The sequence below is a fragment of the Pseudoalteromonas sp. DY56-GL22 genome (assembly GCF_041414715.1).
Taxonomy (GTDB): Bacteria; Pseudomonadota; Gammaproteobacteria; order Enterobacterales; family Alteromonadaceae; genus Pseudoalteromonas; species Pseudoalteromonas simplex.
Genome location: NZ_JANHZR010000004.1, coordinates 268,240 through 295,014, shown reverse-complemented (window position 1 = coordinate 295,014; position 26,775 = coordinate 268,240). Strand labels below are relative to the sequence as shown.

The following is a 26,775-nucleotide window of genomic DNA, read 5'->3' as shown; positions in this document are numbered from 1 at the left end:
GCATTAGCAGGCACCAGTTTTATGTCTGTTGCTGCACAAGAAGATGGAGCTGAAAAGGTCGAGCGTATTGAAGTTACAGGTTCTCGCATCAAGCGCTCGGACATTGAGGGGCCATCACCGGTTCAATCAATCAGTCGTGCAGACATCGATAACATGGGCTACGACAACCTACAACAACTATTAGAGCGTATGCCTGTTGCCGGTAATGGTACTTTTTCTACTCGCGGTAATAACCAAGACTCTACAGCCAATGGTGCTGCAGCTGTTAGCCTTAGAGGTTTAGGCTCAGACGCTACATTGGTACTTATTAATGGCCGTCGTGTATCTATTAGCGCTTTTGCTGAGAGCATTACCAATTCATTTGTTGATATCAACTCGATTCCAGTCTCTGCGATTGAACGTATTGATATTTTAAAAGATGGCGCATCAGCTATTTATGGTTCTGATGCAGTTGCTGGTGTAGTTAATATTATCTTAAAGAAAGATATTAACGGCCTAGAGGTAAACCTTGGATATGGCGGTACTGATGGTCCTAACTACGAAGAAAAAACAGCAAGTTTAGTATGGGGTACTAGTACAGAGAAAAGCAGCGCATCAATTATTATTGATTACTTTAACAACACAGCACTCTCATCTGATGAAATGGGCCGCCTAGGCACTGCCAACCAAGAACCATACGGTGGTATGGATTTTCGCTCATCGCGTGGCTTTCCGGGCTACTTCTATGTAGATGGTGAAAAAACCATTGATCCAGCCTGCCCAGCAGAAAATGCAACCGCAAGTGGCAGCTGCTTATTTGACTACGGCCCGTATGGGTACGTAACCCCAGCATCTGAGCGTGTCGGTGCTATCTCACAATTTGAATATAACTTCGACAATGGTATTTCAGCTTTCTTAGAGGTTGCAGTACAACATAATACGTCGCAAGCAGCAGGTGCACCGACCCCGCTTGATGAAGATGCAGGCCTTACAGTACCTGCAAGCCACCCCAACAACCCATTTGGCCAAGATATCGAAATTGGTCGCTACAGAACCGTAGATGCCGGCCCTCGCCAATGGGATATTGAATCTGATACGCTTCGCTTTGTTGCCGGTCTAAAAGGTGAGATCAGTGACTGGAGCTGGGAAGCTGCTGTTCAAAAAGGTCGCAGTGAATCAATGCAAACAGGTAATAGAAGCCAAGGTTGGGTGCGCACTGATTTCCTACAACAAGAAATCGATGCAGGTAACTATAATCCATTTGGTGGCACCTATAATGACCAGGCAGTGATTGACCGTATCACCACAAGCTTAGTGCGCCGTGGTGAGTCTCATATGACCTCATTTGATGCAAATATTAGTGGTGAAGCATTCAGCTTTGGCGATGATGTAGTAATGATGGCTGCAGGTATTGAATACCGTGAAGAAGATGTGAGCGATATTCCAGACGACCAATTCCAGCGTGGTTTAATTTTTGGTACTGAGTCTGTATCAGCCGCTGCTGAACGCGACCAATACGCAGCTTACATTGAGTTTTCAATTCCGCTGGCTGATAACCTAGAACTGCAACTAGCTGGTCGATACGATGACTACAGCGATTTTGGCTCAACTACAAACCCTAAAGTAGCTGTTCGCTGGGCACCAACTGATTCAATCACTGTTCGTGGTTCGTGGGCTCAAGGTTTCCGCGCGCCTTCACTGGCACAAATTGGTTTAGGTCCGTCGGAAGAAAGTCAATTCTTTGTAGATACTTACCGCTGTCAGGCAACAGGGCTTGACTGTAACGCTCTAGATTACAATATCCAATTTGCAGGTAACCCAAACCTTGAAGCTGAGGAGTCAGAGTCATGGAATGTTGGCTTTATCTGGGCACCAACCGCTGAATTTGGTTTTGGAATCGATGTATGGAGCATTACACAAGATAATAAGATTGACGAGCAAGAGTTCGGCCCTATCTATGATGAAAACTGTAATGATCAAAACAGCACAGTCTGCGTGCGTTTAGCACCACAAAATGGTCAAAGCTTAGGTGTGATCCAAAAAGTTTATAGCACCTTTGAAAACGTCTCATCACAAGAAGTATCAGGTGTCGATGTATCGGCTAACTACACACATGCGATGAACGATTACGGCTTCTTAAAATTCAATTTAGAATGGGCTTACCAAAACGAATTTAAGAAAGATGGCCGCGATTACACTGGCGAGTATCGTTATCCTGAAAACCGTTGGATTTTCTCAACAAACTGGGAAATGGGTGACTTCAACACGAATGTGAACGTTAGTTACACGGGCGAGTTTGAAGATACGCCAGATATCGACTTTGACGGTAATTTAGACTTTGATAGCAACACATCACGTATGGTTGATTCACAAACGCTGGTTGATTTACAAACAGCGTATAACTTCTCAGAGAAAATTAAACTTTCTGTGGGTGTGAATAACGTGTTTGATGAAGATCCTCCGTTTGCAATCGGTGATGGTGATGGCGACTTATATGGCTATGTATCAAGCGTACATAACCCACGTGGTCGTTATTTCTATACTAAGCTAACAATGCGCTTTAACTAAATCTCATTGAGCTTAAAAACAAAAACCCGCCAAATTGGCGGGTTTTTTAATTCTTTAACTAAGGCCTAAATTATAGGTCGCCTTCGTTTTCAGAAAGGAACTTAGCAACACCTTCAGGGCTTGCGTCCATACCTTTTTTGCCTTCAGTCCAACCAGCTGGACATACTTCACCGTGCTCGCTGTGGAACGCTAGCGCGTCAACCATGCGGATCATTTCGTCGATGTTACGGCCTAGAGGAAGGTCGTTAACTACTTGGTGACGTACGTTACCTTCTTCGTCGATAAGGAAAGAACCACGGAAAGCAACACCTGCTTCTGGGTGCTCAACATCGTATGCTTGACAGATTTCGTGTTTAACGTCTGCAACTAGTGCATATTTAACTTGACCAATACCACCGTCAGCAACGGCAGTGTTACGCCATGCATTGTGTGAGAATTGTGAATCGATAGAAACACCAATTACTTCAACGCCACGCTTTTGGAACTCTTCAAAACGCTTGTCGAAAGCGATTAACTCTGAAGGACAAACGAAAGTGAAGTCTAACGGGTAAAAGAAGATAACTGCTTTTTTACCTTTGATAGTTTCTTTTAGGTTGAAGTTTTCAACGATTTCACCGTTACCAAGAACAGCTGCTGCAGTAAAGTCTGGTGCCTGACGGCCAACTAATACACCCATTTTTATCTCCAAATATTTGAGTTTATTTCCAATTGCCTAAGCAATACTCACATAGATATGGTTACTAAAACGCAAAAACCAAGTGTAAGTATTGATAAATTGCAAGATAGTGTAATGAGGTTACAGACAAATGAACAATCGAAAAAAGCGATATGCCTAATCGGAAAAATTGATTTATTAAAATATTACGTAACTCTTGAAGCAAACAATCGCACAGAGCTGCAAAATCAGCAGCTAAAATCTGATAAAATATGCCTAGCTAAGCAACTAGGTAGAAAAATGAAAGTTTTGATCACAGGTTCAGCAGGTCGGGTTGGCCGTGCAATTTATATCAAGTTAATGAGCAATTATAATGTCGTTGGGATGGATAAAGCGCCCTGCTCTACAGCTGACTTTGTGGGTGATATTCGTGACCAACACTTAATTCAGCGAGCTCTTCAAGACATCGACGTGATAATCCATACAGCCGCTTTACATGCCCCTCATGTTGGCCTGCACTCTGACGACGATTTTTACACTATAAATGTGGAGGCGACAGAACAGCTGGCACTGTTAGGTATAGAAGCAGGCGTAAAACAGTTTATTTTTACCAGCACCACAGCGCTCTATGGTTCAGCTTCAACGCCATTAGGTCAAGCGGGTTGGGTAAACGAGGATATTATTCCAAAGCCAAAATCCATTTACCATAAAACTAAAATTGCCGCCGAAGCCAAGCTTGAAGCTATTTCAGTAAAGCACAAATTACCAATCACAGTATTACAGATGTCTCGCTGTTTTCCTGAACCTGCAGATACGATGGCGCTATTTCGTAATAGCCGTGGCATCGACGCTCGCGATGTTGCCAATGCTCATTTATGTGCAATCGAGAAAAAACTAAGTGGTTTTAATCGCTTTATTATTTCAGGCGTTACGCCTTATTCAAAAAAAGATTGCCAGTCGCTTTATAAGCAAGCAGATAAAGTCATTATTGAAAAAATCCCAGCATTAGCAGATGCATTCAAGGAGCGAGGCTGGCTATTACCAACGAGTTTAGACCGAGTATACGATTCAACTAGAGCGCAGCAGCAACTTGGCTGGCATCCCAAACATGATTTTAATAGTGTTTTAGCAATGCTTGATGATGAAAGCGCTGAAGTACTCCCGGTGCTTAAAAGTAACTAACAAAAAACCCAGCTTTTAGCTGGGTTCTTAAATGAATATTAATTACGGTCGCTTAGTCCATGATATCTTCTGGCATATCACCACGAATTTGTTGCCAAATTTCACCTGTTTGATGACCATATTTACGCATCATTGAAATCGCACCGTCGTGTTCACGACGCTCTGCCAGCTCTGTTAAATCTTTATAAAATTGACGCGCTAATTCACGAGTTCGAGAATCAGAGAAGTAGTGGCAGCCAATTTTTGAGTAGAAACCTTTAAAGCCATTTAGGATAAGAACGTAAATGCGGTTATTACCCGCAACTGCTAATTCATGGTGAACTTTATAATCGTAATCAGCAAATGCTTGCGCACTGTCTTCTAGCTCTTCACTTTGCGATAAAATTTCAATTACACGCTCAGGAGCAAGCTTAATAGCCGCACGGGTATAAATTGCGCTGATATTTGTGCGTGCAGAAAGTAATTGATCTGTAAGCTCTGGCATTTTGTCTTCATCTAGTCGCGCTAGCGTTTCTAAAATGTTCAGGCCCGAGGTTTCCCAGAAGTTATTTACACGGGTAGGTTTACCGTGCTGAATCGTTAGCCAGCCATCACGGGCTAGACGCTGAAGTACTTCACGTAAGGTTGTACGTGTAACACCTATCAGCTCAGATAATTCACGCTCAGCTGGAAGAATTGAGCCAGGCGGAAAGTCACCATTCCAAATAGATTCAACAATGTATTCTTCAGCAAAACCTGCTGGGCTTTTCGCTTTAAAAATTCTCATTCACTTTCCACTTGAGTTAGCAACTACTTTTACCGCATTTGGTGTTCAACTCACTGATTGTACCAGATGATAAGCAACTAACAAGTAAACTAACTCGGCAGTACATAAAAATCTATAAGATCTAGTTAAATAAATGGCCTTTTGGATTAAAAGTACATCAAATAACAATACTATCGATATAATCAATTTCTATTTATTAACAATAATAACCAGCACTGATATAGGTATGGCCATGCAGCAGCGCGTTTTACCAGCTCTATTTAAAAATTTTTTAGGAACTTCACCAAAGTGGTATAAATACACCATTATTGCGTTTTTACTAATCAACCCGGTGTTATTTCAACTTAACCCTTATCTGGCAGGATGGGTATTAGTGTTAGAGTTTATTTTTACACTCGCCATGGCACTTAAATGTTACCCGCTACAACCGGGTGGTTTACTGGCAATTGAAGCCTTGTTTATCGGCATGACAACAGCAGGTCAAGTTGAACATGAGATAGTACAGAATATCGATGTGATCCTGTTACTTATCTTTATGGTTGCTGGTATCTATTTTATGAAAGACTTACTTTTATATATCTTTACAAAGCTGGTTGTTTCGGTACGAAGTAAAACCGTATTATCCCTGTCGTTTACGATAGCTGCCGCATTTTTATCTGCCTTTTTAGATGCGTTAACGGTGATGGCCGTTGTTATTGCCGTCGCGATGGGCTTTTACAGTATTTACCACAAGGTAGCATCAGGCAAAGACTCCAGCAGTGAGCATGATATTAATGACGATAACCAAGTTCGCCCAGTCAATCGTCAAGAGCTTGAAGAGTTTCGTGCTTTTCTTCGTAATTTATTAATGCATGCATCCATAGGTACTGCCTTAGGCGGTGTTTGTACTATGGTAGGCGAGCCACAAAACTTGATCATTGCAGAGCGTGCAGGCTGGTTATTTGGCGAATTTTTCTTCCGAATGTTGCCTATTACTTTACCCGTTATGATTGCAGGTATTGCCACTACTTTCTTACTCGAAAAAACCAAAACCTTTGGTTACGGCGCAAAACTCCCTGCCCCCATCCACACGATTTTATCGGATCATGCTAAAAAGCTAGAGAAAAAACGCACTACACGCGACAAAGTAAACCTAGCGATTCAAGCTTTCATTGCTGTTTGGTTGATCATAGGTTTAGCCCTTCACTTAGCCACTGTTGGTTTAATTGGTTTGTCTGTTATTATTTTTGCCACGGCCAGTGCAGGTATTATTGAAGAGCACCAATTAGGTAAAGCATTTGAAGAAGCTCTACCATTCACAGCGTTACTTTGTGTATTCTTCTCAATTGTTGCAGTTATTATCGACCAGCATTTATTTACACCTGTGATCGCATGGGTACTTACTTTCGAAGGTCAGCTGCAACTGGTGATGTTCTTCATTGCCAACGGTATTCTGTCGATGGTCAGCGATAACGTGTTCGTGGGTACTGTGTATATCAATGAAGTGGCTGCTGCGTTACAGGCAGGTCAAATTACCCGTGATCAATTTGACCTATTAGCTGTGGCAATTAACACAGGTACTAATTTACCAAGTGTTGCTACGCCTAATGGACAAGCTGCCTTCTTATTCTTGCTTACATCAACATTAGCCCCTGTGTTAAGACTATCTTATGGACGCATGGTATACATGGCGCTACCTTATACCATAGTGTTGACGATTGTTGGCTTGAGCATGACCTTATTCAGCCTTTCAGATATGACTGACTTACTGTATCAATGGGGCTTAATCAATCACCATAGCGGTGCGTTACCTGGCTCATTAGGTGGTCATTAAAACGATTATTTAAAACAAAACATTTGAAACTAAAAAGCCCGCTTGATGCGGGCTTTTTTGATAGAGCTCTTTTTTGCTAGATTAGCTGTTTAATCAAGCACTTTCGCGTCGTTTGCTTTGTTGAGTAAGCTGCGGCTTTGCGTTAAGAAATGTGCAGTTGCATCAGAGAAGTATTCTTTTGCATCAGCAAATGCGGCAATCAATGATGCTTTATCCCCTGCTTTTAGCTTTTCTAGCGTGTCTGCAAAAGTACCTTGGTAGTTGGCAAGCAGTGCTTCTACATCGTCGAATTGTGCTAACATGATGTCAGAGTAAAGCTCTGGCGATTGGGCAAATAAGCGCCCGACCATCATTAACTCTAACTGATAAATGGGTGATGAGCAGCTGCGAAGCTCTGCAAGTGTATGGCTTTGCTTGGCAAGAAACTGGCCATATACAAAAGTTGTTAAGTGACGCATAACCTGAATGATCTGCATTGCTTCATCGTGTTTTTTAGCATCCATTTCAACTACTTGGCAGCCCCAAACTTGTAGTTGTGCCATTAACCCTTTAGCTACTTCATGATCTCGCCCTTCACACACGACCACCGTTTGTTTTACCCAATGTGAAATATCTGGGCCAAACATGGGGTGTAAGCCAACTACAGGGCCGCTATGAGCCGCCATAAGTGCTTTTAAAGGTTTTTGCTTAACAGAGGTAATATCAACCAGCAAACAGTCATCATCAAGTGTCGGTAGCGCTGCGACGACTTGCTCAAGTGCATTAATTGGCACACTGACAAGAACCAATTTTGCCCCTTTTAATATCGTCTCACTTTGTCCTTGCTGTGCTTTATCTAAAATACGCACTTCATAACCTGAACGAGTAAATTGTTGAGCAAATAACTGACCCATGGCACCTTCACCACCCACAATTACAATGGGTGATAATTGGGGTGCAACACAGGCAAGGCTACCTTGTTGGTTTTGATACGCTTCACGCATCATACGACGCAATATATCTTCAACTAACTCAGGGTTAACCCCTTGTGCGACAGCTTCTTGACGACGAGCTGCAAGTAACTCAGCCTCGCGATCTGGGGCATGTAATGGTGCTCCGATTTGTTGCTTAATTGCGCCTATTTTTTCTGTAATCCCATTACGCTTTGCCAGTAATGCCACCAATTGCGCATCACATTCATCTATTCCTGCTCTTAAATCAGCTAGATCATTCACTGTTACCACGTTACTACACCTCAAACCCTATAAACGTAAATATTTATATACAAAAAAGTAAAGCTTTTAATACAAATTATAGTAACAGGATAACAGCCAAAGCACAAAGCCCCAACGCTCTTGTAGCATAGCTTATAAAGGGATAAATAGGAGTAAGTAGATAAGTTAGAAGGGAGTATCTCTCAGAGGGGTAAATTATTTTTGTGGTATAAAAACCAAAACGGGTTGCAACCTAAGGCTGCAACCCGTTTTATTTTGCGTTGTAAAACAGCGCGTATTAGTTAAGTTTTTCTCTAATACGTGCAGATTTACCAGAACGCTCACGTAGATAGTAAAGTTTCGCACGGCGAACTGCACCGCGACGTTTAACTGAGATACTATCGATAAGAGGGCTGTGCGTTTGGAATACACGCTCAACACCTTCACCGCTCGAGATTTTACGAACTGTGAATGCTGAGTGAAGACCACGATTACGCTTAGCGATTACAACACCTTCAAAGGCCTGTAGACGCTCTTTGTTACCTTCTTTTACACGTACCTGTACAACTACTGTATCACCAGCGCCGAATGCTGGTACGTCTGTTTTAAGCTGCTCTTCTTCAAGCGCTTTAATAATATTTTGGTTTACTTTTGCCATTATATTTCTCACTTTCCTAGGTGTAACTGTCTTCTAGCCACAAGCTTGTTGGTACTCTTGCTGAAATTCAGCAAGGAGTGCCGCTTGCTCCTCAGTCAGAGCTAGGTTATGCAACAAGTCAGGACGACGAAGCCAAGTTCTACCAAGTGATTGCTTTGTGCGCCACTTAGCGATTTCTTGGTGGTTTCCGCTGAGTAATACAGCAGGCACCTGTTTATCATCCAATGTCTCTGGCCGTGTATAGTGAGGACAATCAAGCAAGCCATTCGAAAATGAATCCTGCTCAGCTGACTGGTTATGACCTAACACCCCTGGTACTAATCGTGCTACTGCATCAATTAGCGTCATCGCGGGTAGCTCACCACCACTTAAAATAAAATCACCAATTGACCATTCTTCGTCAACGTATGATTCTATGATTCGCTCATCTATACCTTCATAGCGACCTGCAATTAAAATCAGCTTTTCTGATTGTGCAAGCTCGCTTGCACCTTGCTGATCTAATTTGCGCCCTTGCGGGGACATATAAATTACTTTTGCACCATCACCTGCCGCTTTTTTGGCGTCAAGGATAGCTTGTTTCAATGGTTCAACCATCATTAACATGCCAGGACCGCCCCCGTAAGGACGATCATCCACAGTTCTATGCTTATCAGTGGCATAGTCACGTGGGTTCCAACAGTTAAAGTCGATTAGACCATTTTTAACTGCGCGACCTGTTACCCCTTGGGTGGTAATCGCATCAAACATGTCCGGGAAAAGGCTTATCACCCCTACCCATAGCGAACTCGTTTGTGACATTAAAACCCTGGGTCCCAGTCTACGGTAATTTCTCTTGCATCATGTTTAACTTCTTTAATAACAGAATCTGTTAAGAAAGGAATTAAACGCTCTGCTTGGCCAAATGCATCTTTTTTGTTTGCTTTCACAACCAAAACGTCATTTGACCCTGTCTCCATTAGGTCATCAACAGTGCCTAAGTTATAACCTTTATCAGTTATAACAGACATGCCGATCAGATCTCGCCAATAGAATTCACCTTGCGGTAATTCTGGTAGCTGCGCTGCATCTACTGAGATTTCTGCATTGGTTAAAGCCATTGCTTCGTCTCGGTCGTTTACTTGCGCAACTTTAGCGATAAAGCCTTTGTTGTGGCGACGCCAGTCGACCACTTCTAAGGTCTGCCATTTACCTTGTTGCCCTATCAACCATGGGCTGAAATCGAAGATCCCTTCGGGATCATCAGTAAATGAATGCACCTTAAGCCAGCCCTTTATACCATACGGGGCACCGAGCTTTCCTACTGTAATATACGAGGTGTTCTCTTGACTCATGGTTACTCTTACGCCTATTAAGCCGCTTTACGAGCGTCTTTAACTAACTTAGCTACGCGATCTGAAAGAGATGCGCCTTGACCTACCCAGTGATCAACACGAGATAAATCTAAACGTACTTTTTCTTCCTGACCAGAAGCGATTGGGTTAAAGAAACCTACTTTCTCGATGAAGCGACCGTCACGCGAGAAACGGCTATCCGCAACCACAATTTGATAGAAAGGGCGTTTTTTAGCGCCACCACGTTGCAAACGAATAGTTACCATACCGTCCTCTACATTAGATTGACTGTTTTCATTAATAAGATTTACTCCCCAATACGGGAAGCTGGGGAATTGTACGAGTTTTTTGCAACATTGCAAGTAAGAACTGCTGCAAAATGTAAGTTTAGTTGATTAAACACTGATCTGGGCTTTAAATCTTACATGCAGCTAACAACTACGCATAAATTATCTACAAAAAAAGGAGCTATATGCTCCTTTTTATACATTTAATAGACAGTACTATTAAAATTTAGGGCCACCACCCATCATCCCTGGTGGTAACATGCCTTTCATGCCGCGCATCATTTTCTTCATGCCACCTTTGCCTTTCATCTTCTTCATCATCTTCTGCATTTGCGTAAATTGCTTAAGCAGTTTATTGATTTCTTGCACCTGAGTACCAGAACCTGCTGCAATACGTTTTTTACGCGAGCCTTTGATGATTTCAGGACGGGCACGCTCTTTTGGCGTCATAGAGTTGATGATGGCTTCCATTTGTACGAAAGTTTTATCACCCATCTGGCCTTTTACAGCGTCTGGTAGGTTTTGCATGCCTGGCAGCTTATCAAGCATCGACATCATACCGCCCATGTTCTTCATCTGACGAAGTTGCTCAGCAAAGTCATCTAATGTGAAGCCATCACCTTTAAATACTTTTTCGGCAACTTTAGCTGCTTTCTCTTTATCTACTTTCATTTCGACTTCTTCGATTAATGAAAGTACATCACCCATACCTAGGATACGAGAAGCAATACGGTCAGGGTGGAATGGTTCAAGAGCATCAGTGCGTTCACCCACACCCATAAACTTAATTGGCTTACCAGTAATATGGCGAATCGATAATGCAGCACCACCACGGGCATCACCATCGGTCTTGGTTAAGATCACACCACTTAAAGGCAGTGCCTCATCAAATGCTTTTGCGGTGTTTGCCGCATCTTGACCTGTCATCGCATCAACAACGAATAAGGTTTCGATTGGGTTAATCGCGCTGTGAAGTGCTTTGATCTCGTCCATCATGTCGTTATCGACGTGTAAACGACCTGCAGTATCAACTAATACCACATCAATGAATTTTTTCTTCGCGTGAGAAATCGCATTGTTTGCGATATCAACCGGCTTTTGTGAAATGTCACTTGGGAAGAACTCAACACCCACTTCATCAGCCAGTGTTTCAAGCTGTTTGATTGCTGCCGGACGATAAACGTCGGCACTCACAACTAATACAGACTTCTTTTTACGCTCTTTTAAGAATTTAGCTAGTTTACCAACACTGGTCGTTTTACCAGCACCTTGTAAACCCGCCATCATCACTACCGCTGGCGGCTGTGCATTAAGGCTTAGCTCTTCGTTAGCTTCACCCATGGCTTTTTCAAGTTCTTCACGAACGATCTTAATAAAGACTTGGCCAGGGCTTAAGCTTTTTGTTACCTCAACACCTACGGCGCGTTCTTTAACTTGCTTAACGAATTCACGAACAACAGGTAATGCAACGTCCGCTTCCAAAAATGCCATGCGGACTTCGCGTAATGTATCTTTTATATTGTCTTCAGTTAGGCGTCCGCGGCCACTGATATTTTTTAAGGTTTTACCTAAGCGTTCTTGGAGATTCTCAAACATGTAAAGGTTCCGATAAAACGTGTTGCACCTGCAATGTACATAAATCAAACAAGTTTGGTGACAATACAGGCAATATTAAAATTTAATTCCTAGCAGTATACCGTAAATGGTGGTCGACAATACAGTGTTCAAGTGCGCAGTTTGAGTTTCTTTTTACAAACTCTATGCTTTTGCCTTGCTATAAAATACAATGGCATCAAAGAGACAAGGATTTATCGATATAAATTAAGTGGCCAAAACACGATGATTATTAGTTTAACTATTATTGCTAGTTTGTTTTATGTGTTAGCAACGTCACATGTGCTATCACGCCTTTTTCACAAACAAGGTCCAAGCCAAAAACTCACAGTCATTCTTAGCACTGTGGCTATCCTTGCTCATATGCTATTACTGGTTAATTCAGTTTTTCGTGCTGACGGCCAAGATTTAAGTATCGTCAACGTTGCTTTATTAACCTGTTGGGTCATTGTGGTGTCGGTAACTGCTGTGTCTCTCAAATTCCCTGCGACTTTATTGTTGCCAGTTGTTTATGGTTTTGCAGCCTTACTGACTCTTGCCAGCTTGTTTATACCACATCATGTGATTTTGCAATCAATCGATGTTGAGCTTGGTTTAGTTACTCACATATCGTTATCACTGCTAGCCTATTGTGTTTTGATAATCTCAACACTTTATGCTGTACAGTTCTACTTTATTGATAAGCGCCTCAAACGCAAAGACTTGGCAATTGTACACAGCCACCTCCCTCCTTTAATGGTGGTTGAGCGTCAGCTATATCAATTACTCACGCTGGGTACTATCTTACTGACTTTTGCTCTCCTTTCTGGGTTCATCTTCTTAGAGGGAATGTTTGCCAGTGAGTTTATCCACAAAACAGTCTTATCACTAATTGCTTGGCTCATTTTCACCGTGGTCACTGTAGGTCATTTACGCCAAGGCTGGCGTGGAAAGCCTGTGGTGTTTTCGATCATGATAGCCGCTTTTATCTTGTCACTTGCTTATTTTGGCAGCCGTTTCATCCAAGAAGTGGTTCTAAATAAGTTTTAACTTGACTCAGCAAGCTGTCTCTAGCTTAATATGCACTGATTTATAAAAAAAGGATCCATCCTTGGACGACATATCGACTAGTACCCTGTTTATTATATTGGGATTATTGATACTTATTTCTGCTTATTTTTCTGGTTCTGAAACTGGAATTATGTCAATCAACCGTATTCGCCTGCGTCATCTTGCTAAAGAAGATCACCGTGCAGCGAAGCGCGTCAGCAAACTATTAAGTCGCCCTGACAGACTCATTGGTCTGATCTTAATTGGTAATAACCTTGTAAATATCGCTGCAGCACAGGTTGCAACGATTATTGGTATTCGTTTGTATGGTGATCTCGGTATCGCTATTGCAACCGGCGCGCTAACGCTGGTTGTTTTAATCTTTGCCGAAGTAACGCCAAAAACACTTGCTGCGCTCTACCCAGAGAAGGTTGCTTTTCCAAGCTCAATTGTGCTTAAAGGCCTTTTGAAAATCCTTTTCCCGTTTGTGGTTATCGTAAACTGGATGACTAACGGCATGTTACGCTTGTTTGGTATTACCACAGCACAAATTGAAGAGCACAGCTTAAGCAAAGAAGAATTAAAAACTGTGGTGAACGAATCAGGTGCACTATTACCTGCTCGCCACCAAAGTATGCTGACTTCAATTTTAGATTTAGAGCAAGTCACTGTTGAAGATATCATGATCCCACGCAACGAAATTGTTGCTATCGATATCAATGATGACTGGAAGCTTATCAGCCGCCAACTTACTCATGCACAACACACTCGCGTTTTGTTGTATCGTGATCAAATTGATGATGCTGTTGGCTTTATTCACTCACGTGATGCACTGCGCCTACTAACTAAAGAGCAGTTTGATAAACCATCACTACTGCGTGCAGTACGTGAAATTTACTTTATCCCTGAAGGCACATCACTGAACACGCAACTACTTAAGTTCCAGCAATCAAAAGAGCGTATTGGCTTAGTCGTGGATGAGTATGGTGATATTCAAGGTCTAGTAACACTTGAAGATATTCTTGAAGAAGTTGTGGGTGATTTCACTACAACTCAAACGCGTACACCGAGTGAAGAAGTAACAGAGCAAGATGATGGCTCAGTACTTGTTGATGGCGGTGCTAATATTCGTGATTTAAATAAAGAAATGGGTTGGGAGCTACCGATTGATGGCCCGAAAACGCTAAGTGGTTTAATTGTTGAATACTTAGAGGACATCCCTGACTCAAACCTAAGCTTGCGTATTGCCGGCTACCCTATTGAAGTTATTGAGATAAAAGAAAATATGGTGAAGTTAGTTAAAGTTATTCCAAGTAAACGCACTGACTGACTGCTAACTAAACTTAAACAAAAGGAGTAGCTTACTACTCCTTTTTGTTACTTATAGCTCAATTACCTCTGAAGATTCACATTTTAAAAGCTAACCCGCACAACCAAACACAAATTCCTCTACTATTATTTTCTTTTGCATATATTGATATAAAAGGGAAAATAATGGACGAAATATCAATCGAGAAAATCTATAACCAAGCCATTGAATTACTGATGCTTTACGGGCCGAAGTTTATTCTGGCAATTCTGGTTCTAATCATAGGTTGGTGGCTAATTGGTCGTATTGCCAATATGGCTGAAAAATCAATGAATAAGGTCAAGTTCGAAGTTGGCCTTACGCACTTTTTAGTCTCTTTTATCTCAGTCATTCTAAAAATACTATTACTGATCTCTGTTGCTTCGATGATTGGTATAGAGACCACGTCATTTATTGCAATGCTAGGTGCTGCTGGCCTTGCGGTGGGCATGGCACTGCAAGGTAGCCTTGCTAACTTTGCAGGTGGCGTGCTTATTTTATTCTTTAAACCTTTTAAAGTGGGTGATGTAATCGAAGCACAAGGCTATATGGGGAAAGTTGTTGAAATACAAATTTTTGTCACCGTTTTACTCACCTACGACAATGAAAAAATCATTATCCCTAATGGCACGCTATCAAACGGCTGCGTTAAGAATAAGTTCGCAGAACCTCTACACCGTGTTGCAATCGAATTTGGTATTAGTTACGGAGATGATGTTCATAAAGCACGTGATGTGCTTATGAGCGTGCTTGATGATTATGATTTGGTATTAAAAGACATTGAAGATAAGAAACCATCTGTTCATGTTAGCCAGCACGGTGAAAGCCATATCGGCATGTTGGTATGGGCGTGGGTGGAGTCTGATAACTACTGGCCAGTGTATTTTGGCTTGTACGAGCGAGTTAAAATTGCCTTCGACGCTGCAGATATCACTATCCCATTCCCGCAAAGGGATGTTCATATTCACCAGTTTCCTGGTAAATAAAGAAAAAGAAGCCCGCTAATTGATGCGGGCTTTTTATTTATGTACTAACTAAATAAACGCTCAAACCAGTTCTTATCTAAATCTGCTTCACATTTTTTAAGTTGAGCGCCATAGCGGCTTGCTCGATGTTTAACTTTATTTGCAACACTCATTAGCCACTTCTTACTTTTGTAAGTGCCTCGCTTGTAGCCGCCCCACCCTTCGTGATAATTAAGGTACTGCGCATAGGCATCCCACTTTGATATACCATTTACTTTATGGGTTTTGTAAACGAACCAAGCCATAAAATCGATTGCATCGTCAAAATCATCTCTGTCTGCACCGCTATTACCTGTTTCGCGAATGTAATCAGACCATGTTGGGGTTTTTGCTTGTGAGTAGCCATATGCCGAGCTGGCACGGCCGATTGGAATTACCCACAAGAAGTACTCCATTGGCGGCGCTGCATCATGACGAAATGAACTTTCTTGATACATCATGCTCATCAGTACATGTTTTGGCGAGCCCCATTTTTCTTGTGCATCACGGGCATCGTAATACCAATCGGGTTTTTCTTCAAAAATTTTACAAATATCATGAGGTTGCTCAGGAGGAGCCGTTGCACAACCAGCCAATGATGCGGCCAGCGATAAAATAATTATACTTTTTTTCATTTTTTTATGGATCTCGCTGAACTTTTTCTCGTCAGGTCAGTCTGAACTTATGAATGCAGCAGTATAGCATTGTTTCATCCCTGAAGAATCTTTGACGCAGCCTCCCTAGGCTGCGTTTTTTTATGCCTACAACATACTAAGCTTTAGAAAAATAGTCATCTAAAAATGCAGTGAAAGATACACTGTCTGCCGCTTTAACTTCACGCTCTTTAAGCACCGAGTCAGCCGCTTGCTCTGCCAAAAATGCTTGATCATAAAATTGGTAATCTGCATCAAGGTGACTTTGCTTGTACTGCTGTGCAAGTGCTAAAGCGAAATGACCATTATCCTGGTTTTCATTTGCAAGTGCTGCTACATATCTACCAGAAAAGGTTTTACTAGGATCCTCGACCCAGGTTACCATTTCTTTTATAGTTTCAGAGTAATAGCTCACACCGTAAGCTTTATCCATGTACTGTGCTACTGGGTGTAATTTATCAAAAATAGCATGCGCCCACTCAGTTAAGCTAGTAGCCCGCCCTTCTTTTGTTAACATTAACTCTGGATCACGACCATCATTAACAACCGCATCTAAATTTGCAGTACTTAATTTTTGCTCTTGCCAATCCATTTCTGGAGATTCGCTTAATAGGCAATAGGTTAAGAAAACATCTAAGAAGCGGATTTGCTGTAGATCAATTCCAGTTTCACTAAACGGATTAACATCCAATGCACGTACTTCTATATATTCTATACCGCCACGTAACAACGCATCAGTGGGTGTTTCACCCGAAGCTGCATTACGCTTAGGACGAATTGGCGAGTAAAACTCGTTTTCGATTTGCAGTATGTTTTTGTTTAGCTGCTTTGGTTCGGCACTTTTATAATCATCAAGATGACCATACAAATCCGAAGATAAGTGGATTGCTTCTTTTAACCCAGCTACATATTCTTCTAATGAGTTATACATAACACGCAAAGACGATTGTGCACTATTTGTGTAGCCAAGATTTCCCAGACGTAGTGCTGTACCGACTTCTAAATAAAGCGTGCCTTTACCTAATTTTTTAAAGGGTAAATCTGTTTCACGCCCTTGTAGAAACGAATTACACAAAGCCGGTGAAGCACCAAACAAATAACTGATAAGCCAAAGCTCACGCTTAAAATTGCGGATCAGACCTAAATAACCTTGTGATATAAAGTCCGACAAGCTTACTTTACTTTCATTTAGCTGATATAAGCTCTGCCATAAGGTTTCAGGAAATGAAATATTAAAGTGAACACCAGCAATCGCTTGCATCATACTGCCATAACGATTTTTAAGGCCTTCACGATAAAGTGTTTTCATACGCCCTATATTTGAATCACCAAACTGCGCCAATACAATGTCGTCTTGATGCTCAATAAAACATGGCATACTAATCGGCCATAGAAGTTCATCATTCATATGTGACAATGTGAACTTTTGTAAGTCTTTTAGCTGGGCTAGGGTTTGCTCAGCTGATGTGCTCACTGGAGTGATAAATTCTAGCAAAGATTCAGAAAAGTCAGTCGTGATATGCTCATTAGTTAACGCACTCCCCACGCCTTTTGGATGCCCCAGCTTTGATATGTGACCACTTGGTTTGATCCTTAAAGCTTCTCGCTCGATACCACGTTTAATCCCATTAATTGCGTTAGGAAATTGAGCTGTTAACGCTGCTAGCGTTTTATTTAAATCATGTTTTATCAAAAATGCTTCCTCGAGCCAGGTGGCTTTAATCCTAAGTGTATGGGGGCTAAAAATAATTACTCAAGAGCCAATTATAAGTTTCTGAAAAGTCCTTACACTGAAAGTTAATCTTGCCACTGTAAGTCATATTATACAATTGCTTTAGTGACCGCTGTGACGAGTATAAATTTTATTAGTGCAAACAAAGACCGAAACAAGATAACAATTCTTTCATCCAATACTAAAGAACTAGAGCAACCATATTTTTTCTGCTTCGTTATTGTTCTAGATCAATTCTCTTAAACAATTTTTAAAAGTTTAACAAAGATCAATCTTCAAGCTCTTCCCTTACATTTTTCTGAGTTTATAATCCGCGCACCATAAAAAAGTATATTTCAAGGACTCATATGCGTCGTGGGCAAGAAATCATTAATCAGGAAGTAACATACTCTGACAATCAAGAGCTTGTCTCTACCACTGACTTACGTGGTGTTATCACATACGTAAATAAGGAATTTTGTGCTATTGCTGGTTACAGCGAAGAAGAACTCCTCGGAAAAAACCATAACATAGTACGCCACCCAGATATGCCTAAAGCGGCATTTAAAGAGATGTGGGAAAAACTAAAACAAGGTCACTCTTGGCGTGGCATGGTGAAGAACCGCTGCAAAGATGGTCGCTACTATTGGGTCGATGCGTTCGTAACGCCAATTTACGAACATGGGCAGTTAGTTGGCTATCAATCTGTACGTACCAAACCAACTGAGCAATTAAAGAGTCGTGCAAAAGCGCTCTACACTAAAATTAATGATGGTAAATCAATCGCATCATTGCGAGAGAATATTTCACTAAGACAAATAGTGTCTGCGATTTTATTAGTTGCAGGTATTGTTGGTTTAGCTGTGGCCGCGTCATGGATGATTGCTTTAGCCGCATGTGCGCTTATAGCGCTACTTTTTGCTCTAAATTATGACGAACTGGTTGTTACGCCTAGCCATTTAAAGCAGCAACGTGCAGAGTTTGATTCAGTATCAAGGTATGTCTATTCAGGATCACATCCATTTAGCATTGCTGCCTTTAATCAGCAAATGCTGTTTGCAAAGCTCAGAACGGTGCTCGGTCGTGTTAAAGACTCTACTTACTCGTTTAAAAATATTGCCACCAGCTTAGATAAACAATCGTCACTAACTGAGCAAGGCATTGCTGCACAAAGTCAACGTTTGAGTGATATTGCCACAGCAATGACGCAAATGAGCGCAACGATTGGCGAAATTTCTGCTAATACTCATCATACAGCTGATAAGGTTAAGACAACTTATCAAAGCTGTAACGATATCAAACTGCATATTGAAGATAACAGTAGCATGGTGTCTGATCTAGCTAACCAAGTAGAGCAAGCTGCCACTACTGCTAACTCTCTTGCTAGTGAAGCTGACAAAATAGGCCAAGTAATGAGTGAGATTGAAGGCATTGCTGAACAAACAAACTTATTAGCACTGAATGCAGCAATTGAAGCAGCACGTGCAGGTGAGCATGGCCGTGGTTTTGCAGTTGTAGCAGATGAAGTACGCGCACTTTCTTCACGTACTCAAAATGCAACTTCGCAAATTCACAGCTCAATTAAAGAAATTCAAGATACTTTATTTAGCTGGTCTAAAGTGATGCAATCAACTAAAGCGCAAGCAGATAGTTGTGTTGATACGACTGCTCACACTCAAACTGAGCTAGCGAGCATCTTCGCGCAAATTGATGAAATATCAGGCCTTGCGACTGAGATATCGACGGCTGCTGAGGAACAACAAGTTGTCAGCACCGATATTCGCGAAAATGTAGAAAGCATAAAAGGACACAGCGAAGAGAACTTAAAGCTTAGCTACAACGTGGCTAAAGATGCAGCGGGGCTAGTTGAAGGCTCACGCAAAGTTAACGATATGCTGTTAACCTTTAAAGTTTAAACTTAACTGATACAAAATGCCGCATCATAAATGATGCGGCTTTTGTTTTTTAGGCTAATTAACGACTCGAGAATACAAGTCCATTCTCATCAGCATCAATATGAATGATGGCACCTGGCTGGTAATCCCCGCCTAATAATCGCTGTGCTAATGGGTTTTCAATGGTATGTTGAATAGCACGTTTTAAAGGCCTTGCACCATACACAGGATCAAAACCACTTTCTGCGATGCGGTCTAAAGCTGCATCTGTAACTTCAAGAATGTAGCCTTTTTCAGTTAATCGCTCACGTAGCTTACTTAACTGAATATCAGCAATTTCTTTAATGTGCTCATTAGCAAGTGGGTGGAATACCACGGTTTCGTCGATGCGGTTAATAAACTCAGGGCGGAACTGACTGACCAATACACCCATCACTTTTTCTTTCAACCCGGCATAATCATTTGAACCCGCTTGCTCTTGGATAATATCTGAACCCAAGTTAGAGGTCATGATGATCACCGTATTTTTAAAATCAACGGTGCGACCCTGACCATCTGTTAAGCGGCCATCATCAAGCACTTGCAGTAAGATGTTAAATACATCAGGGTGCGCTTTTTCGACCTCATCCAATAAAATGACTGAATACGGACGACGGCGTACAGCTTCAGTTAAATAGCCGCCCTCTTCATAGCCAACATAACCCGGAGGTGCACCGACTAAACGTGCCACCGAGTGTTTCTCCATAAACTCCGACATATCAATGCGCACCATGGCATCTTCAGTGTCAAACATAAAGCTGGCTAGTGCTTTTGTCAGCTCAGTTTTACCCACCCCTGTTGGGCCTAAGAATAGAAATGAACCGATTGGGCGATTTGGATCAGCAAGCCCAGCGCGAGAGCGACGAATTGCATTCGCAACAGCGACAACGGCTTCATCTTGACCAATCACTTTGTGATGTAATTGATCTTCCATTTGCAGTAGTTTTTCACGTTCACCTTGCAGCATTTTCGATACCGGAATGCCTGTCCAGCGCGATAAAATCTCCGCAATTTCGTCTTCACCTACTTGGTTTTTAAGCAAGCTCATTTCTTGCATTTCAGCTTGCGAAGCAAGGTCGAGTTTACGCTCAAGCTCAGGTATACGACCATATTGTAGTTCAGACATGCGCTGTAAATCACTAGCACGACGTGCCACTTCTAAATCAAGGCGCGCTTGCTCAAGCTCAGCTTTAATAACTTGCGTGCCTTGCAATGAGGCCTTCTCGGCATTCCACACTTCGTCTAGCTCGCGGTATTGTGCTTCAAGTTCAGTGATCAGCTCTTGCATTTCGGTGCGGCGCTTTTGACTCGCTTCGTCTTTTTCTTTCGCCAGCGCATTGTCTTCCAGTTTTAACTGAATAATACGACGTTCTAGCTTATCTAAAGACTCTGGTTTTGAGTCAATTTGCAAACGAATTGAAGAACCCGCTTCGTCAATTAAATCTATTGCCTTATCTGGTAATTGGCGATCGCTGATGTAACGGTGCGACAACTGCGCCGCAGCAACAATAGCCGGATCGGTAATATCAACTGAGTGATGCAGCTCATAACGCTCTTTTAAACCACGTAAAATCGCAATGGTGTCTTCAACCGATGGTTCATCAACAAATACCTTTTGGAAACGACGCTCAAGTGCCGCATCTTTTTCAATGTATTGACGATACTCATCAAGGGTTGTGGCACCCACGCAATGTAACTCACCACGGGCAAGTGCAGGCTTTAACATATTACCCGCATCCATTGCTCCGTCTGTTTTACCTGCGCCTACCATAGTATGAATTTCATCAATAAAGAGGATGACTTGGCCTTCTTCTTTGGCAAGTTCATTCAATACTGATTTTAAACGCTCTTCAAATTCACCACGGTATTTAGCACCCGCAACCAAAGCACCTAAATCAAGCGATAATACTCGCTTGTTTTTTAAGCCTTCAGGTACTTCTCCATTGATAATTCGTTGCGCAAGGCCTTCGGCAATTGCCGTTTTACCTACCCCCGGCTCACCAATTAACACCGGATTATTTTTAGTACGGCGTTGTAATACTTGGATAGTACGACGAATTTCGTCATCACGGCCAATGACTGGATCAAGCTTACCTTGCTCTGCTCGCTCAGTTAAATCGATGGTGAATTTTTTTAATGCCTGACGAGTTTCTTCAGCATTTGGATCTTCTACTTTTTGGCCGCCACGAATGGCTTCAATTGCAGGTTCAATCTTGCTAGAAGTAATATTCAGTGCTTTAAAAATTTCGCCTAATGGACCTTTATCATCACACGCGGCAAGGACAAATAACTCACTCGAAATGAATTTATCTTTTCGTTTTTGAGCGTATTTATCACATAAGTTAATTAACGAAATCAGGTTATTTGACAGCTGAACATCACCACCAATACCTTCAACTTTAAACAGTTTTTCGATTTCTTGGGATAACTTGGTGTTTAACTCATCAGCACTCACACCGGCTTGTGCGAGTAGTGCACGCACGCTTGAACCATTTTGCTGAAGCAATGAATACATTAAATGCACAGGCTCAATAAATTGATGATCGCGCCCAAGTGCTAATGACTGCGCATCTGAAAGCGCAGATTGAAATTTACTTGTAAATCTATCTAAACGCATAAGGGTTTACCTATTAAAAAATCTAATTGCTTAATTAATGGGTATGCTTAGTGATTTGTTCAAGTAAAAGAAGAAAATTTAATCGCAAAAAAGGCGTATTAATTGCGCCAGATCAAACTTGCCATACGGCCTGTTTGTCCGTCGCGTCGATAAGAGAAAAACTGTGATTTATCAGTGACGGTACAGTGCTCACCACCATGTATTTTGACCACGCCTAATTGTGCCAATTGCTGGCGTGCTAGTAAGTAGATATCAGCCAAGTATTTTTCATGTTTAGCTGTAAAGGCTTGTTGATGCAGTGGGTTTTGCGAACAAAAACAGTCTTTTACTTCTTGCCCGACTTCAAATTGCGAAGGACCAATGGCAGGGCCTAACCAAGCAATAATATCGCTCGCTGGCGCTTGAAAATGCGAAACCGTGTTTGCCACTATACCTTGTGCTAAACCACGCCAGCCACCATGTACTGCTGCGACTTCATCCCCTGAACTCGAACAAAGTAGTACCGGCAAACAGTCTGCAGTCATTATAGCAAGCGGCTGCTTTACTAAACGGGTGTAGAGCGCATCAGCAGAGCGCACGAGGCTTAAATCAGACTCTTCATCAATCACGACTACATCGCTGCTATGTGTTTGGTTTAACCACACAGCAGGGTTTGGCAGCTGATTTGTAAGTAACGCGCGATTTGCAAGCACTGCTTGCTCATCATCACCAACATGTAAACCCACATTAAAACTATCAAAGGGTGCAACTGATACACCGCCCTCTCGGGTCGTACTCAGTGCACTAACAGTGTTTGGGGCAGTCCATGCTGGTGTGATCATAACGCTTAAAACTCAATATTTGGGTTTGCTTTAGTATCAGCGCGTAATGCTTCTGTCATAGCTGCCATATCATCTGGAATAGGGGCTTGCCAAGTCATTAACTCACCCGTAATTGGGTGTGCAATTGATAGTTTTACAGCATGTAATGCTTGGCGTTTAAAGTCGCGTAGCATTTGAAACAACTCTGGCGTCGCACCTTTTGGCGGGCGCGGACGACCACCATACAGTTGATCGCCAACTAATGGGTGATTTAAATAAGCCATGTGTACACGGATTTGGTGTGTACGGCCTGTTTCTAGACGTAAACGTAAGCGTGTATGTGCACGGAATTTTTCTGCAACACGATAATGCGTAACCGCTGGTTTGCCCATTTCATGCACGGCCATGTGAGTACGTTTTGTTGCATGACGACCAATTGGTTTTTCAACCATGCCACCAGCAGTCATTGTGCCATTACAAATTGCTTCGTATTCACGGGTGAAGTTTTCACGCTTTTGTAACGCAGACACTAAATGTGTTTGTGCCGGAATAGTTTTCGCCACTACCATTAAACCTGTGGTGTCTTTATCTAGACGATGCACAATACCCGCACGAGGCACATTAATGATGTCTGGGTAATGGTGTAGCAAAGCATTTAATACCGTGCCATCTGGGTTACCCGCACCTGGATGAACGACTAATCCCATTGGTTTATTAATTACCAAAATATCATCGTCTTCATAAACGATGTTTAATTTGATATTTTGTGCCTCATATTCACGAGGGGCTTCGATGGTTGTTTCTACACTCACCATTTCGCCACCGAGTAGTTTTTCGCGCGGCGTGTTTAATATTTCGCCGTTTACAGTGATTTTATCATCCAAAATCCACGTTTTTATACGTGATCGAGAATAATCAGGGAACAATTGCGCTAATACTTGGTCTAGACGTTTACCGCCAAGGTCAATTGGAACCTCGGCTTGGAGAGAAATTTGCTCTGACATTAGTAACTTTACCCAATTTACCAGTGCAAGCTGTGCTCGACTGGGTTAGAATCGCTTTAATATAATACGTATAGTTTACTCGGTTTTCCTCACTTGGCCTAGCCGAAGACATCGAAGGTAAGAAATAAAATGATAAATAAAATAGGGAAACGTGCGTTCGCCATAGTTTTTTCAGTATCTGTACTTGGCTTAGGTGCCTGTTCATCAGCACCGGATCAAGAAGATATCCAACGCGTTCCTAATAAATCTGCGCAAGCTTTATATGAAGATGCAAAACAAACATTAGATTCTGGCTTATATGCCCGTGCAATTGAGCTATTAAGCGCTATTGATTCTCGCTACCCTTTTGGTCCTTTATCAAAACAAGTACAAATGGACTTAGTGTATGCGCATTATCAAGCAGGTAATACTGAGCAAGCACTCGCAACAATCGACCGTTTTATTCGCTTAAACCCAAACCATAAAGACTTAGACTACATGTACTACATGCGTGGCTTGGTAAACATCAAAGCGGATGAAAACGCATTCCAAGAATATTTTGGTGTAGACCGTGCTGACAGAGATGCAAACCGTACTCGTGTCGCATTTACAGACTTATCAACGCTATTAAAACGTTTTCCTAACAGTGCTTATGCGCCAGAAGCGAAAAAACGTTTAGTGTGGCTACTGAATAAAATGGCTCGCTATGAGTTAAAAGTTGCTGAATACTACTATGAGCGTGAGGCATACCTTGCTGCAGCAAACCGTGGTAAATACGTGGTTGAGCACTACTCACAAAGCAGCTACCTTGATCAAGCACTAGAGATCATGGAAAAAAGCTACAACAAACTTGGCTTACCTGAGCTAAGTGAACACGCTAAAGCAACACGTGAAGCTAATAAGCGTTAAAATAGACAAAAAGCAAAAAGGCGCCTGAGGCGCCTTTTTTAATGTTTGCGATCGAATATACCCAAACCACCTCAAGGTGCGAGTGTCAGTTGGAATTAAATCGCGTCTTCATCTTCTTCAGCAGTACGAATACGTACGACACGCTCAACGTCAGTGACAAAGATTTTACCGTCACCAATTTTACCTGTTTGCGATGTTTTAACGATAACATCGATAGCACGGTCAACATCTTCATCGCTTAATACGATATCTAATTTTACCTTAGGTAAAAAGTCCACCATATACTCAGCACCGCGATAAAGCTCGGTGTGTCCTTTTTGACGGCCAAAGCCTTTTACTTCGCTTACCGTCATACCTGTGATGCCCACATCTGATAATGCTTCGCGCACATCATCAAGCTTAAATGGTTTAATAATTGCTTCGATTTTTTTCATTTCGGATTACTTATTATTTCTCGATTGCCTCGATTTTAGACAATCCCATTGCTGATGGCAAACAAAGCTATGAATTACGGTGATTAAATCAGCAATCATGATATTATTAAACAAAGTGATTCAAAATAGAGACAACAATGAAATCATTACAACGGGGTTTTACATTATTAGAGCTAATGGTCACGCTTGCCATTGTGGGTATCGTTGCACTAATAGCACTATGGGATAGCTCAGACATGCTTGAAAATGACCGTGCAGAGAGCTATTTGTTAGAGTTAAAACGCACACTCAGTTTTGCACGCGCAAAAGCAACAAGTAGTGATGCAATTATTGTTGTTTGTAGTGGCAACACTTCAAGAGTTGAAAGTAACAGACGAGTTCCATGTTTAAACGATTGGAGCCAAGGTACTGTATTCGTCTTTTTTGATTCGAATCAAAATGGCGTTTATAACCCAAGAGTTGGCGATATCATTTTAAGAGTCATGGAAGAAGTTCCAGAAAGCAGTCAGTTAAATTTCACTGGAGATAATTCTATTATTTTTGATACCAGCGGTATGCTCACGTCAAGTCAAGGAAAGTTCACTTACTGCCCTTCAAAAGCTGATGACGATAATAACAAACAACTAGAAGTACTTACCTCAGGGACTGCTTTATATATTGGTACTACGACAGATGGCTGTAATTAAGCTTGGTAAATTGACAGCCCACACTCTCGAATTATAGTTAAATAAACAGTCGCAATTTTGGAGTCTTCAAGGATGAAGGCATTTACAACTCTGCGCAGCCTCAATGGAGCGACGTTAATTGAAAGCCTCGTAGTGCTATCAATTTTATCACTCCTGCTGCATATCGCCTTATTTGAATATAAGCCACTTCTAGCTAAAAACCGTTTAGAAAGCAACATGCAAACGGTGAAAAGAGCGCTGCAGTTTACTCGCCTAAAAGCGCAAACAAATAATGCCTATGTCACCTTCTGCGCCTTAAAACACAACAGATGCAACAAAGCTATATGGCACAAATCGTTAACCGTTTTTGTAGACAGAGGCGTGCTAGGTGTATTTGAAAGTGGTGATACCAAGTTAATGGAAATCGAAGCGATTAATAAATTTGATATGCTGACTTATCCGCGTCATTCAGTCACATTTAGCCCAGCAGGTATGCCGATGGGGCTAGGTAATGGTACTTTTATCTACTGCCCAGAATATAGTAAAGCAAGCCTCAAAGGGCTTGCTATAAGCGTTAGTCCATTTGGACGGGTCAGGTTAATTGATACTGATAAATGCCAAACTGATAATTGATAAAGC

General features: G+C 41.8%; 24 protein-coding genes. 10 read left to right on the top strand and 14 right to left on the bottom strand.

Annotated elements, in window-relative coordinates; all coding sequences use genetic code 11:
• The first annotated feature begins 21 nt into the window (after positions 1–21).
• Positions 22–2,547, top strand: coding sequence for a TonB-dependent receptor (locus NO991_RS11545; RefSeq protein ID WP_300361097.1), 2,526 nt, complete (start codon positions 22–24; stop codon positions 2,545–2,547).
• Positions 2,548–2,617: 70 nt separating this feature from the next.
• Here the strand turns inward: NO991_RS11545 and NO991_RS11540 are convergent, their stop codons facing one another.
• Entirely contained in the window at positions 2,618–3,223 is a 606-nt protein-coding gene (locus tag NO991_RS11540) for a peroxiredoxin C (RefSeq protein WP_054551729.1), read from the bottom strand.
• A gap of 279 nt (positions 3,224–3,502) precedes the next feature.
• Here NO991_RS11540 and NO991_RS11535 point away from each other — a divergent pair, with 279 nt between their 5' ends.
• On the top strand, positions 3,503–4,384 hold the full coding sequence (locus tag NO991_RS11535) for an NAD(P)-dependent oxidoreductase (RefSeq protein WP_166339233.1): 882 nt from the start codon (positions 3,503–3,505) through the stop codon (positions 4,382–4,384).
• Positions 4,385–4,436: 52 nt separating this feature from the next.
• Here the strand turns inward: NO991_RS11535 and fadR are convergent, their stop codons facing one another.
• On the bottom strand, positions 4,437–5,150 hold the full coding sequence (fadR, locus tag NO991_RS11530) for a fatty acid metabolism transcriptional regulator FadR (protein WP_054561887.1): 714 nt from the start codon (positions 5,148–5,150) through the stop codon (positions 4,437–4,439).
• A 232-nt stretch (positions 5,151–5,382) separates the two neighbouring features.
• Between fadR and nhaB the strand changes: the two genes are divergently transcribed.
• Positions 5,383–6,963 carry a sodium/proton antiporter NhaB gene (nhaB, locus tag NO991_RS11525; RefSeq protein ID WP_054551954.1) on the top strand — a complete coding sequence of 527 codons (1,581 nt, stop codon included), beginning with the start codon at positions 5,383–5,385 and terminating at the stop codon, positions 6,961–6,963.
• An 89-nt stretch (positions 6,964–7,052) separates the two neighbouring features.
• Here the strand turns inward: nhaB and tyrA are convergent, their stop codons facing one another.
• The 6 genes from tyrA to ffh all read right to left on the bottom strand — a co-directional run bounded on the left by tyrA (position 7,053) and on the right by ffh (position 12,031).
• The gene (gene tyrA / locus NO991_RS11520; protein ID WP_300544110.1) at positions 7,053–8,186 is read right to left on the bottom strand and encodes a bifunctional chorismate mutase/prephenate dehydrogenase; all 1,134 of its coding nucleotides are present in this window, start codon (positions 8,184–8,186) and stop codon (positions 7,053–7,055) included.
• A 268-nt stretch (positions 8,187–8,454) separates the two neighbouring features.
• Entirely contained in the window at positions 8,455–8,814 is a 360-nt protein-coding gene (rplS, locus tag NO991_RS11515; protein ID WP_054551733.1) for a 50S ribosomal protein L19, read from the bottom strand.
• Between the two features lie 33 nt (positions 8,815–8,847).
• Positions 8,848–9,615, bottom strand: a complete 768-nt coding sequence (gene trmD / locus NO991_RS11510; RefSeq protein ID WP_054551734.1) for a tRNA (guanosine(37)-N1)-methyltransferase TrmD — start codon at positions 9,613–9,615, stop codon at positions 8,848–8,850.
• Complete coding sequence (rimM, locus tag NO991_RS11505; RefSeq protein ID WP_054551735.1) at positions 9,615–10,148, bottom strand: ribosome maturation factor RimM; 534 nt, start codon at positions 10,146–10,148, stop codon at positions 9,615–9,617. Before rimM ends, trmD begins: the two co-directional genes overlap by 1 nt.
• Positions 10,149–10,165: 17 nt before the next feature.
• Positions 10,166–10,414, bottom strand: a complete 249-nt coding sequence (rpsP, locus tag NO991_RS11500) for a 30S ribosomal protein S16 (RefSeq protein ID WP_054551736.1) — start codon at positions 10,412–10,414, stop codon at positions 10,166–10,168.
• A 240-nt stretch (positions 10,415–10,654) separates the two neighbouring features.
• Entirely contained in the window at positions 10,655–12,031 is a 1,377-nt protein-coding gene (gene ffh / locus NO991_RS11495; RefSeq protein ID WP_054551737.1) for a signal recognition particle protein, read from the bottom strand.
• Between the two features lie 243 nt (positions 12,032–12,274).
• Here ffh and NO991_RS11490 point away from each other — a divergent pair, with 243 nt between their 5' ends.
• The 3 genes from NO991_RS11490 to NO991_RS11480 all read left to right on the top strand — a co-directional run bounded on the left by NO991_RS11490 (position 12,275) and on the right by NO991_RS11480 (position 15,412).
• The gene (locus NO991_RS11490; protein ID WP_054551738.1) at positions 12,275–13,078 is read left to right on the top strand and encodes an inner membrane protein YpjD; all 804 of its coding nucleotides are present in this window, start codon (positions 12,275–12,277) and stop codon (positions 13,076–13,078) included.
• Positions 13,079–13,139: 61 nt separating this feature from the next.
• Positions 13,140–14,408 carry an HlyC/CorC family transporter gene (locus NO991_RS11485; protein ID WP_138601544.1) on the top strand — a complete coding sequence of 423 codons (1,269 nt, stop codon included), beginning with the start codon at positions 13,140–13,142 and terminating at the stop codon, positions 14,406–14,408.
• 164 nt (positions 14,409–14,572) lie between these two features.
• Positions 14,573–15,412: a mechanosensitive ion channel family protein gene (locus NO991_RS11480; RefSeq protein ID WP_138601540.1), complete on the top strand. Its 840-nt coding sequence runs from the start codon at positions 14,573–14,575 to the stop codon at positions 15,410–15,412.
• A gap of 44 nt (positions 15,413–15,456) precedes the next feature.
• Here the strand turns inward: NO991_RS11480 and NO991_RS11475 are convergent, their stop codons facing one another.
• Both NO991_RS11475 and gshA read right to left on the bottom strand, forming a co-directional pair.
• Positions 15,457–16,065, bottom strand: coding sequence for a hypothetical protein (locus NO991_RS11475; protein WP_054551741.1), 609 nt, complete (start codon positions 16,063–16,065; stop codon positions 15,457–15,459).
• A gap of 136 nt (positions 16,066–16,201) precedes the next feature.
• On the bottom strand, positions 16,202–17,776 hold the full coding sequence (gshA, locus tag NO991_RS11470; RefSeq protein ID WP_054551742.1) for a glutamate--cysteine ligase: 1,575 nt from the start codon (positions 17,774–17,776) through the stop codon (positions 16,202–16,204).
• Between the two features lie 386 nt (positions 17,777–18,162).
• Here gshA and NO991_RS11465 point away from each other — a divergent pair, with 386 nt between their 5' ends.
• Positions 18,163–19,710 carry a PAS domain-containing methyl-accepting chemotaxis protein gene (locus tag NO991_RS11465; protein ID WP_235372762.1) on the top strand — a complete coding sequence of 516 codons (1,548 nt, stop codon included), beginning with the start codon at positions 18,163–18,165 and terminating at the stop codon, positions 19,708–19,710.
• Between the two features lie 58 nt (positions 19,711–19,768).
• Here NO991_RS11465 and clpB read toward each other — a convergent pair whose 3' ends face one another.
• The 3 genes from clpB to rluD form a co-directional block, all read right to left on the bottom strand.
• Positions 19,769–22,345, bottom strand: a complete 2,577-nt coding sequence (clpB, locus tag NO991_RS11460; RefSeq protein WP_371352018.1) for an ATP-dependent chaperone ClpB — start codon at positions 22,343–22,345, stop codon at positions 19,769–19,771.
• Positions 22,346–22,443: 98 nt separating this feature from the next.
• On the bottom strand, positions 22,444–23,166 hold the full coding sequence (gene pgeF, locus NO991_RS11455) for a peptidoglycan editing factor PgeF (protein ID WP_300545355.1): 723 nt from the start codon (positions 23,164–23,166) through the stop codon (positions 22,444–22,446).
• A 5-nt stretch (positions 23,167–23,171) separates the two neighbouring features.
• Positions 23,172–24,149, bottom strand: coding sequence for a 23S rRNA pseudouridine(1911/1915/1917) synthase RluD (gene rluD, locus NO991_RS11450; protein WP_054551746.1), 978 nt, complete (start codon positions 24,147–24,149; stop codon positions 23,172–23,174).
• Positions 24,150–24,278: 129 nt separating this feature from the next.
• Between rluD and NO991_RS11445 the strand changes: the two genes are divergently transcribed.
• On the top strand, positions 24,279–25,037 hold the full coding sequence (locus NO991_RS11445; RefSeq protein ID WP_054551747.1) for an outer membrane protein assembly factor BamD: 759 nt from the start codon (positions 24,279–24,281) through the stop codon (positions 25,035–25,037).
• Positions 25,038–25,132: 95 nt separating this feature from the next.
• Here the strand turns inward: NO991_RS11445 and NO991_RS11440 are convergent, their stop codons facing one another.
• A complete protein-coding gene (locus tag NO991_RS11440) occupies positions 25,133–25,471 on the bottom strand; it encodes a P-II family nitrogen regulator (RefSeq protein ID WP_054551748.1) in 339 nt (112 codons plus the stop codon).
• Positions 25,472–25,608: 137 nt separating this feature from the next.
• On the opposite strand from NO991_RS11440, the gene NO991_RS11435 reads away from it, so the two are divergent.
• Together NO991_RS11435 and NO991_RS11430 are read left to right on the top strand one after the other, a co-directional pair.
• Positions 25,609–26,157 carry a GspH/FimT family pseudopilin gene (locus NO991_RS11435; protein WP_269407564.1) on the top strand — a complete coding sequence of 183 codons (549 nt, stop codon included), beginning with the start codon at positions 25,609–25,611 and terminating at the stop codon, positions 26,155–26,157.
• A 72-nt stretch (positions 26,158–26,229) separates the two neighbouring features.
• Complete coding sequence (locus NO991_RS11430) at positions 26,230–26,769, top strand: GspH/FimT family protein (protein WP_300545362.1); 540 nt, start codon at positions 26,230–26,232, stop codon at positions 26,767–26,769.
• Positions 26,770–26,775: the final 6 nt, after the last annotated feature.